Annotated in this window: 9 protein-coding genes and 2 tRNA genes; 3 read left to right on the top strand and 8 right to left on the bottom strand. The window is 35.5% G+C overall.

Translation table 11 applies throughout. The annotated features are described in order from the left end of the window. Positions 1-138: 138 nt before the first annotated feature. The 5 genes from ACZIX2_RS10470 to ACZIX2_RS10450 all read right to left on the bottom strand — a co-directional run bounded on the left by ACZIX2_RS10470 (position 139) and on the right by ACZIX2_RS10450 (position 3,231). Positions 139-525 carry a (deoxy)nucleoside triphosphate pyrophosphohydrolase gene (locus ACZIX2_RS10470; protein ID WP_463340034.1) on the bottom strand — a complete coding sequence of 129 codons (387 nt, stop codon included), beginning with the start codon at positions 523-525 and terminating at the stop codon, positions 139-141. Positions 526-914: 389 nt separating this feature from the next. After that, positions 915-1,181, bottom strand: coding sequence for a hypothetical protein (locus ACZIX2_RS10465; protein WP_463340033.1), 267 nt, complete (start codon positions 1,179-1,181; stop codon positions 915-917). Positions 1,182-1,610: 429 nt separating this feature from the next. Continuing rightward, the gene (gene glgA, locus ACZIX2_RS10460) at positions 1,611-2,837 is read right to left on the bottom strand and encodes a glycogen synthase (RefSeq protein ID WP_463340032.1); all 1,227 of its coding nucleotides are present in this window, start codon (positions 2,835-2,837) and stop codon (positions 1,611-1,613) included. Positions 2,838-3,024: 187 nt separating this feature from the next. Further along, a tRNA-Gly gene (locus tag ACZIX2_RS10455) sits at positions 3,025-3,097 on the bottom strand. A gap of 61 nt (positions 3,098-3,158) precedes the next feature. Next, a tRNA-Gly gene (locus ACZIX2_RS10450) sits at positions 3,159-3,231 on the bottom strand. Between the two features lie 314 nt (positions 3,232-3,545). On the opposite strand from ACZIX2_RS10450, the gene ACZIX2_RS10445 reads away from it, so the two are divergent. After that, complete coding sequence (locus ACZIX2_RS10445) at positions 3,546-5,138, top strand: L,D-transpeptidase family protein (protein ID WP_463340031.1); 1,593 nt, start codon at positions 3,546-3,548, stop codon at positions 5,136-5,138. Here ACZIX2_RS10445 and ACZIX2_RS10440 read toward each other — a convergent pair. Further along, a complete protein-coding gene (locus ACZIX2_RS10440) occupies positions 5,127-5,852 on the bottom strand; it encodes a murein L,D-transpeptidase catalytic domain family protein (protein WP_463340030.1) in 726 nt (241 codons plus the stop codon). The genes ACZIX2_RS10445 and ACZIX2_RS10440 overlap by 12 nt on opposite strands. A gap of 387 nt (positions 5,853-6,239) precedes the next feature. On the opposite strand from ACZIX2_RS10440, the gene ACZIX2_RS10435 reads away from it, so the two are divergent. After that, a complete protein-coding gene (locus ACZIX2_RS10435) occupies positions 6,240-8,675 on the top strand; it encodes a DUF5916 domain-containing protein (RefSeq protein ID WP_463340029.1) in 2,436 nt (811 codons plus the stop codon). Between the two features lie 125 nt (positions 8,676-8,800). Further along, positions 8,801-10,318: a 2,3-bisphosphoglycerate-independent phosphoglycerate mutase gene (gpmI, locus tag ACZIX2_RS10430; protein ID WP_463340028.1), complete on the top strand. Its 1,518-nt coding sequence runs from the start codon at positions 8,801-8,803 to the stop codon at positions 10,316-10,318. Positions 10,319-10,395: 77 nt separating this feature from the next. Here gpmI and ACZIX2_RS10425 read toward each other — a convergent pair whose 3' ends face one another. Together ACZIX2_RS10425 and ACZIX2_RS10420 are read right to left on the bottom strand one after the other, a co-directional pair. Continuing rightward, entirely contained in the window at positions 10,396-11,283 is an 888-nt protein-coding gene (locus tag ACZIX2_RS10425; protein WP_463340027.1) for a 3-hydroxyacyl-CoA dehydrogenase family protein, read from the bottom strand. An 83-nt stretch (positions 11,284-11,366) separates the two neighbouring features. Then, positions 11,367-11,963: a hypothetical protein gene (locus ACZIX2_RS10420; protein WP_463340026.1), complete on the bottom strand. Its 597-nt coding sequence runs from the start codon at positions 11,961-11,963 to the stop codon at positions 11,367-11,369. Between the last annotated feature and the right edge of the window lie 2 nt (positions 11,964-11,965).

The following is an 11,965-nucleotide window of genomic DNA, read 5'->3' as shown; positions in this document are numbered from 1 at the left end:
GCACAGAATTTACTATAAAAATAGGTTTTTTAAAGTTAAATAACAAGTGTGTAACTGTTTGAAAAATAGTTACTTTGAAAGATAAGTTATCCTATGGATAGTTTAGCAGATTCTTTCCGTAAATAGTTTGGCATGGGTTTACAGTTCCAAGTTCAGAAATTCTTCAACAATCGGGACATCAGCATCAGCCCAATCTAAATGCATAAGTTCTGATTTGTCTAGTAGTTTATAATCTTTATGTTCGGCTAAAACAATTTCTCCAGAGACATAATTTGATAGTAATGGAATCAAATTAATGGTAAAACTTCCATAATTATAAATACTATTTGATAATTGTCTTACAACTTCAATTTCGATATTGATTTCTTCTTTGACTTCTCTTTTAATACATTCAATTACATTTTCCCCTTCTTCTAATTTTCCACCGGGGAATTCCCATTTTAAAGGCAATTTCATTTGTTCACTTCTTTGAGTGACTAATATTTTGTCATTTATCTTTATGATTGCGCAAGTAACATTTATCATTATGTATTTTTTCTAAAAATAGCTAAACTTTTTGATTTGTCATTCGAAACTCAATGTATTGATGATTTTATTTTAAAAGTAACTTTATTTATTTACTTAAATTATCAAGATTAAATCAACTTGACAATGGAGTATGATCCATAAAGTACATCTACTTTCATAGAAGCATACTTCCCCAATTTTTTTGATGGATGCAAAAGTTGAAGTGCTGTTTGAAAGTTCATACGTTAAAAGAGAACTTTTGGAAGTGAAAGTTTGTATTTCGTATAAGGTTTCGAAAATTGGCTCTTAGGTATTTTATCTTTAGAATATAGGTTGATTTGAAACTTTAAAAGTTGTGTTTTAAAATAGAAAGTAAAATCAACTTATAAATAAATGGATATGACAATCTAAGAAAACTTCTTAAAAAAAGGTTTGTCGATGATTTGGTAAAGGGCGCCAAAGAGTAATAACCACAAAACCCCCATGAGCACATAGCCCCAAGTCCCTAGAGACCAGCTAAAGACAAACAACCAAGTGTCTATTTGGTAAACGGGATTGAAGGCTTGCCAATCATTGGTTGGCCCACCACTTGAGACCAAAAATACCATCACCGAAATACAATAAATAACCAACAGTGTTAATAGGGCAGTGCGGAGGATTTTGTTTCTTAACATGGCGTAGTGGTTTAGCTAGGGTGTGTGTTTGTAAATGTTAAAAAAAACATAATATCAAATTTAACATAATTTTATTAAAAACACAACTTGTTGCTAATAAATTGTAAATGAGTCTTTTAATGATTTAAAGTTGATTGATTATCTGAATATGGGTTTAGAATTTTCTTAAAGGAATTTAAGGTTTTAAAGTTTAAGGTTTTAAAGTTTAAGGTTTAAGGTTTAAAGTTTGTCCTTTCATAATTATGGTTTATGGTTTAAACGCAAGGGCGCAAAGATTTACGCTAGGAACGCCTTAGCGCCGTAGACAGTCTAGAAATTTCGTGAAAAGTACTGCCTCGAAATAGACTACAAATTATGCTGCTAACAGAAAATAGATTTGCATTATCAGATTGCCGCTAACGAAGCCCAAAGCGTCGGGTTTGAAAACCGTTACGCTTTTTCTTTTTCGAATCGATGCATCACTTCTTCGTAGTAAGCATAAGTGGTTTTGGCAATCGCAGCCCAGCTAAAGTGGTCTAAAACGCGTTGGCGACCGGCTTTTCCCATTTGGATGGCAAGTGATTCGTTTTCGAGTAAAAGGTTGACTTTGTCGGCAAAGGCTTTTTGAAAGGCTTCGGGATGGACAGGATTAAAATCGGCGCGGGAAACGGGGGTTAGCGGAATGAGATATCCGGTCTCTCCTTCGATTATGATTTCGGGGATGCCACCAACGGCACTACCTACAACAGGCGTTTCGCAAGACATGGCTTCGAGGTTGATTATACCAAAAGGTTCATAAAGTGAAGGACAAGCAAAAACACGTGCGTGACTGTAGAGTACACGGATTTTTTCTCTAGGAAGCATTTCAGATATAAGTACAACCCCATCGCGGGTGTTTTTTAATTCAGCAATGAGTTGTTCTGTTTCGGCAGCAATTTCGGGTGTATCAGGTGCTCCAGCACAAAGTACAATTTGACAGTCCTTCATAAAATATTGTGCAGCAGCAATAAGTTGTGCAATTCCTTTTTGTCGGGTAATACGTCCTACAAAGAGTACAAATGGCACTTGCGGGTCGATACCCAATTCGGTCAACAAATCCTCATCAAAAGTAGGTTGGTAAAAATCAGGATCAATGCCGTTATGAATCACGGTAACTTTTTCGGGGGCTACACCATAGGCTTCGATGACGTCGGCTTTCATTTGTTGACTTACAGCTATGACGCCATCGGCGGTAGCGTAGGCATGTTGTTCTAACCAACGGGATAAGAAATACCCGTTACCCAATTGTTCTACCTTCCACGGACGGTGGGTTTCGAGACTGTGTGTAGTTAAAATGAGTGGAATTTGCAACAGTTCGCGAGTAAACACCCCAGCTAAATGCGTATACCAAGTGTGACAATGCACTACATCGGCTTCAGGAGTGGCCTGTGCCATTTCGACGTTTTTGCTTAAATTATGAAACATCTTCAGGTGAGGCTGTGCGTTGTCTTCCATTTTGGTCAAACAAGAAGTAATACCTAACACATTCATAGTGTCTGTTGTTTCCGCTTGTGCTCCAAAACAACGGACTTCTACCTTTGCTAATTTGGCTAATTCTTGACTTAAAAAATCGATATGTACACCAGCACCACCATAAATATGAGGTGGGAATTCATTGCTATATAATGCTATTTTCATACTTGGTCTTTTGGTTATGAGAGCGTTTAACTATCAAAAGATTGGATTCCAATTCTCTAATGGAAAACACTTTTTCTATAGGTTTATAAAACTAGAAAAATAATATGAAAATGCCATTAGATTGAAGTAATATTTTTGGCAATAGAGAGCATAAAAAAAGCCGAAACTTACGTTTCGGCTTTTGAAGAGCGAAAGACGAGGCTCGAACTCGCGACAACCAGCTTGGAAGGCTGGAGCTCTACCAACTGAGCTACTTTCGCATTAATTAAAGGAAAAGAATTCCTTTTTGTGATGAACGTGTTAGTATTTTTACTAACTTAGAGCGAAAGACGAGGCTCGAACTCGCGACAACCAGCTTGGAAGGCTGGAGCTCTACCAACTGAGCTACTTTCGCATTATTGTGGTGCAAATATAGGCAAACATTTCATTTATTTGCAAATTTTTGAAGCAAAAAAAATGAAAAAAAATGCTATAAATTTGTAATTGATTTATAATTAAAAAGTTATCAATGTATATTTTTTGATCTCTTACGCGTGCTTAAAAGGTTATTCAGGCCTGAATCGACTTTTGGCAAACGTTTTTTGATAAACGAGACGGTTAAATACACTTTTGTTTTACTTTTTTTTGGTTATGAAAGCCATAAAGAGCATGACTTTTTTTGTATTCGAGTTAAATGGGTTGGTTGGTGAGCTTAATACATTTTAGTTTATGAATAAAAATTACCTATGGTTACTTTTATTGGTTGGTATAGCGTGCCAAAAACCCACTGGAGAAATAGCGCAAATTTTGAACACGCCTCGCCCTAAACCAATACCCACAATTACAGTAGATAGCGGCTCAATTGCTTTTGATAGCACTTTGGTATTGGCTTATCACAATCCCACACTTTTGACTTTTTATAGAGCTACAGGCTTTCAAACGGTATGGCAAAAAAAATCCTATCGAGACTATTTTTTACAGCACATCAAAAACGCAACTACAGAGGGATTAGATCCACAAGCGTACGATATCAATGCACTAGAAAAAATGGAATTGAAGCAACGCACGCTCTCTAATCAGGAACGTGTGACCTACGATATACTTTTAACGGCCAAAATTCAGTCTTTTTTAACGCATTTGCGTGTAGGGAAACTAGATCCCAAACAGTTGTATACCAATTGGGACATTCAAAAACCTGCTTTTGATGTCAATAGACTACTCGCTCAAGCTTTAAAAGAGCAACAAATCACCACTGTGGTAGCCGAAGCAACTCCAAAATCAGCGGTATATCAACAGCTAAAAGTAGCGTTACAAGTATTGGAAACTTTTCCCAATCGCACTTTTGAAAAATTAGTGTATGTGCGTACCCTAGTTCCCAAAGACACTAGTTTTCAAATGCGCACAATTAAAAAACGATTGTTGTATTGGAAAGACGCCAAGACTATAGATACACTCAAAAATTATTACAGTACAACCACTATTACGGCGGTAAAACAATTCCAAAAGCGACATGGTTTGACTCCTGATGGGATCATAGGCGAGGGGACACTCCATGCTTTAAGTTTTGATAAATTGGATCGGAAAAAACAAATTATTGCCAATATGGAACGCTGGCGTTGGTATGATTTGATTCCAGAACAAGATTATCTATTGATTAATATTCCTGATTTTAAATTGATTGTAGTCGAAAATCGAGATACTGCAATCGTAAATAAAGTAGTTGTGGGTACCATCAAACGAAAAACACCGGTACTGTCCTCTTATTTACGTACAGTGGTACTCAACCCAACATGGACGATTCCACCAACAATATTGAGAGAAGATGTAGTGCCTGCAATGAAAAAAAACAGAAGGTACTTGGCTAATAAAGGGATTGTAATATACGATAGCAATAATCAAGTAGTATCGCCTTGGGCATGGAATGCTGCTACGCCCCATAATTATCGGTATGTACAAGGTCCTGGTCCCAATAATACCTTGGGCGAAATGAAAATATTATTTCCGAACCATCACAGTATCTACTTGCACGATACCAATCACAAAAATTTGTTCGGCCTGAATAATCGTTCCTTAAGTTCGGGCTGTATACGGGTTGAAAAACCGCTAGAATTGGCAGGATATCTCTTGAGACATTCCGAACATTGGCCCCAAGAAAAAATTGATTCTATTATTGCTACTCGGAAAACTCTAGATATCAAAATGGAAAAAAAATACCAGATACACATTTGGTATTGGACAGCTTGGTCCGAGAATGGGCAATTGATTTTTAGACGCGATTTATACGATTACGATCAAGAGCTCTACCGAAAATTAAGAAGTTAGTGGTTCTAATGTTTTCTCTACCGCTCTAGAAGGATGGTAAATAAATAATAAACTATTCTCTTTAATGGTGTTGATTATAGGGAGGGTCAGTTCTTGTGGTAAAGCAGGACAACCTAAACTTCTGCCCAATCGTTTGTGATTTCTGATAAACGAATCGGATACATAATCGGCTCCATGTATCACAATGGCTCTAGCGCGTGCGTTGTGGTTGATTCCTTTTTCTAAACCGTCTAACTTTAATGAAAGTCCGTGTTTTCCGCGGTAAACTTCTCCCGTGCTATAAAAACCAAGACTACTTTGATTCGATTCGTTTCTGTTGGAGAAATGGTTGGCGTATTCTTCACCTGTATTTTTACCGTGTGCTACTAAGGAATGAAATAAGATTTGATTGGTACTTAAATCAATTACCCAAAGTCGCTTCTTATTAGCCGATAAACTAAAGTCGATTAAAGTAAGTATGTCTTTCTTTACTATGCCTTGTTTTTTTAAGATTTGATACCCTTTTAGTGCCTGGGCAAAACTTTCCAATTTAGGCAATTCATATTCATTGGATTGCAAAGAATGATACAAAGAATCAATTTCCAATTCCTCGTTTGATAGCGAAGGTTTTTCGTTAGTATAGGCTATTGGAGTAGGTTTTACAACGGGTAAAGCACTGGCAGAAACGGTATGTAGTAATGAGAAAATTAGTGTAAAAAATAAACTGTAAATCATTGAAGTAAAGCAAGTTATAAGTGAGTTTGACGTTTGCAAATGTACGATATTTTAGTGTGAAAAATCAATAGAGGCATTTAAACGATTAAATTTAACTTTTTATCGGTAAAATGATAGTATGAATATTCTGAAACCTTACCACTTCGCTATTCAAATACCAGTTAACCATTAGTAATTTGTGTTTTTTTACTTCTTTAAAAATGTTCTAAAAAGATTTTTAATTTTAACACTAAAAGTCTTTTTTTCTTGTGTATTTCTGTAAACTAATTCACAAGCACTGTGCCAAACTTGTTGATAAAGAGTAATTTGTATTATTTTAGTAAAAAAATAGGGCAGGTTTGTAACATTCTCCATTGTTCCGCGTCTGTTACCTTAAACATGTTTTCAATGACAATTATGAAATGGGCTATTTTATTCGTTACATTTTTTGGAATAAGTTCTATTTATGGACAAAAAAAGACGTTACCAACCTATCGAATTCATGAATCCATAACTATAGATGGTCACAGCAATGAAGCCTCTTGGCAAACTGCAGCTGTAGCTACTGATTTTGTCATGTTTCAACCTGATAATGGAAAAGCAGTGCCTGTAGAAAAGCGTACCGAAGTTAAAGTAATCTATGATGATCATGCGGTATTTATCAATGCTAAAATGTACGATAATGAACCTCATAAAATTTTGAAGGAAATTGCCAAGCGAGACGATTTTGCTATAGCTGATTTCTTTGGTGTTTTTATTAACGGTTACAATGATGGGCAACAAAATTTTCAATTCTTTGTAAGTGCAGCAGATGGTCAGGCCGATTGTGTAGCGACAGATGTGAATGGCGAAGATTATTCCTGGGATGCCATTTGGCATAGCAAAGCCGTAATGACCGATTTTGGATGGGAAGTCGAAATGCGAATTCCCTATGCTGCTATACGTTTTCCTAAAACACCTGTACAAACTTGGGGTATTAATTTTTTTAGAGAGATTCGTAGGGATCGCCAAAAATATTCTTGGAATTTTATCGATGCCAAATTGGGTACTTTTACCCAACAAAATGGGATACTTCAAGGCATTGAAAATATTGACACCCCCATACGTCTGTTTCTTTTTCCATATGCGTCTTATTATGTAAATGCCAATGCACAGCAAAAAACCTTTGGTACCATTAAAGGGGGCTTGGATGTTAAATACGGAATAAACGATGCGTTTACCTTGGATGCTATCTTAATTCCAGATTTTGGACAAACACGTTTTGATGACACGATTTTGAATCTAGGACCTTTTGAACAACAGTTCAATGAAAATCGACCCTTTTTTACTGAAGGGACCGAATTGTTTAGCAAAGGGAATTTGTTGTATAGCCGAAGAATAGGTGGGAACCCAACAAGAAGACCTAAAAGAGAAGCCCATGAAATTGTTACTGAACAACCCAATACCGTTAATTTATTGAATGCCTTCAAAGTTTCGGGTCGCACTCAAAAAGGACTCGGGATAGGGGTACTTAATGCTGTAACCGAAAAAACAACCGCTACTCTTTTAGATACCATTTCCAAAACTTCGAGAGCAGAAGTGATAGAGCCATTAGCCAACTATAATGTATTGGTATTAGACCAGCGATTTCGAAAAAATTCCTCCCTCAGTTTTGTTAACACCAATGTCATGCGCAGTGGTGATTTTAGGGATGCCAATGTATCGGCTCTAATATGGGATTTAAACACCAAAGCCAATACGTATAACTTGTCAGGTGATTTTAAATACAGTCAAGTACACGCTGCTACGGTACAAAAAGGCTATGCCACACAACTAAATTTTGCCGAAACTTCAGGAAAATATCGTTACAGTTTTGGGGCTGATTTATTTAGTAAAGATTACAATATTAATGATTTAGGAATTAACTTTGAAACTAATTTTTATAGTTTTTACGGGAATGTAAATTATCGTATTTTGAATCCCACAAAGAAATTTAATGGCTTTCGTGTGAACTACAATACGTTCATTCAGTTCAACAAATCGACGGGACAGGTGCAAGGAAGTAGCATTAACCTGAACACTAATATCGACTCAAAAAAGAACAATTCCTATGGTTTTGGTATCAACGCTAATCCTTTTGAGCGTTATGATTATTATGAACCGCAATATACCGGTAGATTTGTTATTGTTCCTACTTCTATAGGGCTTTGGGCCTATTATTCACGTAATTACAACTATAAATTTGCTTTTGACATTAATCCTGAATATTTCAAAAGCGACGAACCTGGGAGAGAATTTATTGCCATTAATCTAAGCCCTCGATACCGTTTTAGTGATCATTTGGCTCTAGTTTACAATTTTAGTTATTCGAGAAGAAACAACAACAAAGGCTATATTGATAAATTATTTGATCCGATAAACGCTAATGCCGCTCCAGAAATCCTATTTGCCAATCGAAATGTGGTTACCTATGCCCACAATCTTTCGGCTAAATACTCGGTGAATAGTTTGCTTAACATTAATTTAGATGTACGACAATATTGGTCATATGCTGAAAACTTAGCTATCCTTTTATTAGCAAACAACGGAAGACTACAACCTTATACTGGTTATACTCAAAACAAAAATTCAAATTTTTACAGTTGGAATATGGATTTAAATTGTAGTTGGTGGTTTTCTCCTGGAAGTCAAGTATCTCTTTTGTACCGAAATAGTTCAGCTAATTTTGAACGCGAAATTGAAAAAGATTATAGTAACACGCTTCGTAATTTACTTTCTAATAACAAATTACAACATAGCTTATCTATTAGTGTACGCTATTTTATCGATTACAATCAGGCGAAGCATTGGTTCTCTAAAAGTTAAATTTTTAATAAAAAAAACTTCTTTTTATGAAAATTTATCCCCTATAACGATTGAAATTCTTATTCGGTTGACTTATCCCTTTTTCAAGATTTTAAAAATCTTTACCTTTGGTAAAAATAAAAATTATGAACAAGAAAGTTATCCTTATGATTCTTGACGGATGGGGTAAATCACCTGATCCTAAAGTATCTGCAATAGACAATGCCAATGTCCCTTTTATCAATAGTCTTTACGAAAAATACCCTAATGCTCAATTAAGAACCGATGGTTTAAACGTAGGTTTACCCGAAGGTCAAATGGGAAATAGTGAGGTTGGGCACATGAATTTAGGAGCAGGAAGAATTGTGTATCAAGATTTGGCAAAAATCAACTTAGCAGTAGCCAATCATACTTTAGCCAAAGAACCTGTTTTGATAGATGCCTTTACTTACGCTAAAGAAAATAATAAAAAAGTACATTTCTTAGGTTTGGTATCAGATGGAGGAGTACATTCCCACTCTTCTCACTTAAGAGGGTTAATCGAAGCTTCTCAAGCGTATGATTTACAAAAAGTATATGTACATGCGTTTACTGATGGGCGTGATGTTGATCCAAAATCAGGAAAACAATATATTCAAGATTTAGAAACTTTCATGGCTCCAACTACTGCAAAATTAGCTTCAGTTGTAGGTCGTTATTATGCGATGGACCGTGATAAACGTTGGGAACGTGTAAAATTAGCCTATGATTTAGTTGTTAATGGTACAGGAACTCCAACTCAAAATGCTGTAGCGGCTATTGAAGAGAGTTATGCTAAAGACGTGACCGATGAGTTTATCGCGCCTCTAGTAATGGTAGATGATGCTGGACAAGCCGTAGCTAAAATTGAAGAAGACGACGTGGTGATATTCTTTAACTTCCGTACTGATAGAGGAAGAGAGTTAACCGAAGCACTTTCTCAAACCGATTTTCATGAGCAAAACATGCACAAATTGAATTTGTATTATGTTACGCTTACCAATTATGACGAAACCTATGAAAACGTAAAAGTGGTGTATAATAAAGATAACATCACTGAAACTTTGGGAGAGGTTTTGGAAAAAGCAAATAAAAAACAAATTCGTATTGCTGAAACTGAAAAGTACCCACACGTTACCTTCTTTTTCTCTGGTGGAAGAGAAACACCATTTGAAGGAGAAACGCGTATTTTGAGAAATTCTCCAAAAGTAGCCACTTACGATTTGAAACCTGAGATGAGTGCTTATGAACTTAAAGATGCTTTGGTTCCTGAATTACAAAAAGGTGAAGTGGATTTTGTATGTTTGAATTTTGCCAATGGTGATATGGTTGGGCATACAGGAGTTATGAGTGCAGCCATCCAAGCTTGTGAAGCTGTTGATGCTTGTGTGAAAGAAGTAATTGAAGCGGCTTTAGCTAATGATTACACTACTATCGTAATTGCCGATCACGGAAATTGTGAAACCATGATCAATCCTGATGGCAGTCCAAATACTGCACATACCACTAATCCAGTGCCAATTATTTTAGTAGATAAAGAATTAAAACATATTAACGATGGAGTATTAGGAGATATTGCTCCTACGATTTTAGAATTAATAGGCGTTGCAAAACCTGAAGTAATGACCCGTCATTCTTTGTTGTAATCCTTTAAGAATAGCAAGCAAAAACCCCAAAATCATCATTGATTTTGGGGTTTGTTTTTTTAGAAAACAAGAAGCTTTTAGGAAAACATCTTCGAAATTTTCTCTGCTTTTTTACTTTCGCTATAATCGTAGAACCCTTCTCCCGATTTCACACCTAATTTTCCAGCGCGTACCATATTAACTATTAATGGGCAAGGGGCATATTTTGGGTTTTTAAACCCATCGTACATTACATTTAAGATAGCCAAACACACATCCAAACCAATAAAATCGGCCAATTGTAAGGGCCCCATAGGATGTCCCATACCCAATTTCATTACGGTATCAATTTCGTAAACACCGGCTACTTTGTTGTAGAGTGTTTCTATGGCTTCGTTGAGCATAGGCATCAAAATACGATTGGCAACAAAACCAGGATAATCGTTGACTTCAACTGGTACTTTACCTAATTTTTCGGATAACTTCATAACTAATGTAGTCACTTCATCTGATGTGTTGTATCCACGAATTACTTCTACCAATTTCATTATCGGCACGGGGTTCATAAAATGCATACCAATTACACGTTCGGGGTGACTTACCACCGCAGCAATTTGTGTGATTGAAATGGAAGAGGTATTGGTCGCCAAAATAGTGTTGTGGGAACAAACTTCATTCAATTGTTTGAAGATATTGAGTTTCAGCTCTACATTTTCTGTAGCTGCTTCAACGACTAAATCTACGCCAACTACACCGTCTTTAATATCGGTATAGGTAATTATATTGGTAATAGTTTTGACTTTATCTTCTTCGGTAATAGTACCTTTACTTATCATTCGGTCTAAATTGGCGGCGATAGTAGCCATGCCTTTATCAAGGGCTTTTTCCGAAACATCAATTAATTTTACCGTAAATCCGCTTTGTGCGAAGGTATGTGCGATTCCGTTGCCCATAGTTCCAGAACCTATAACCGCTATTGTTTTCATAAATTATTGTTTATTTATTGGTTTACACACATTATATCATCATTAGGTCTTTAGGCCAATGAATTCAAATGCTCTAAAAATCGTTAAATAGTTGGATTGAAATTGAAATATTTGTCTAAGTCTTCTTTAATGACTTCATATTCGTTGTCGTTGATAAATGTATTGGTATATAACCATAGATATCTTTCATATTGTATATTATAGGGAAGTACCGCATCTATAACAAAATACTTTCTTCGAAAATAGTCTTTTTGTTTGCTGTAAATTAATTTGATAAATTGATCGACTTCTGTAGCATTATCTTTGGTATAGATAAAATAGAACAGTTTAGATGCATCTAAATGCTTTTCATCATGTCCATCGAAAAAGAGCTTAAGAACTGCTAAAAATATAAGAGAAATTGTTAGTAATACAGTCTGCAGCAAAACATTACCAAGCTTAAAATATTCAATGATTACATAACTTAAAAATAAAGCATTTAATAGAAATGAAATCATACTAACTAAAAAGAAACGATCTTCCTTTGATTTGTTGACATAATGTGTTGTCTTTATTTCTTCTAAAGGAACATTATATTTTAATTTATGCTTGGAAGTATTTAAATCAACAAGAACTTCATCCTCAAGAATTTCAAAGGATTGTTTTTGGTTTCTGAATTTAATTTCTAATTTATTTTTCATTA

The organism is Flavobacterium riviphilum (assembly GCF_055231795.1).
This window is presented reverse-complemented; position numbering and strand designations above follow the sequence as displayed.

Excerpts from the sequence above, each read along its gene's own strand:
- glgA (WP_463340032.1), bottom strand. The coding sequence starts at position 2,837 with ATGAAAATAGCATTATATAGCAATGAATTCCCACCTCATATTTATGGT.
- ACZIX2_RS10465 (WP_463340033.1), bottom strand. The coding sequence starts at position 1,181 with ATGTTAAGAAACAAAATCCTCCGCACTGCCCTATTAACACTGTTGGTT.
- ACZIX2_RS10435 (WP_463340029.1), top strand. The coding sequence starts at position 6,240 with ATGACAATTATGAAATGGGCTATTTTATTCGTTACATTTTTTGGAATA.
- ACZIX2_RS10440 (WP_463340030.1), bottom strand. The coding sequence starts at position 5,852 with ATGATTTACAGTTTATTTTTTACACTAATTTTCTCATTACTACATACC.
- ACZIX2_RS10445 (WP_463340031.1), top strand. The coding sequence starts at position 3,546 with ATGAATAAAAATTACCTATGGTTACTTTTATTGGTTGGTATAGCGTGC.
- gpmI (WP_463340028.1), top strand. The coding sequence starts at position 8,801 with ATGAACAAGAAAGTTATCCTTATGATTCTTGACGGATGGGGTAAATCA.
- ACZIX2_RS10425 (WP_463340027.1), bottom strand. The coding sequence starts at position 11,283 with ATGAAAACAATAGCGGTTATAGGTTCTGGAACTATGGGCAACGGAATC.
- ACZIX2_RS10420 (WP_463340026.1), bottom strand. The coding sequence starts at position 11,963 with ATGAAAAATAAATTAGAAATTAAATTCAGAAACCAAAAACAATCCTTT.
- ACZIX2_RS10470 (WP_463340034.1), bottom strand. The coding sequence starts at position 525 with ATGATAAATGTTACTTGCGCAATCATAAAGATAAATGACAAAATATTA.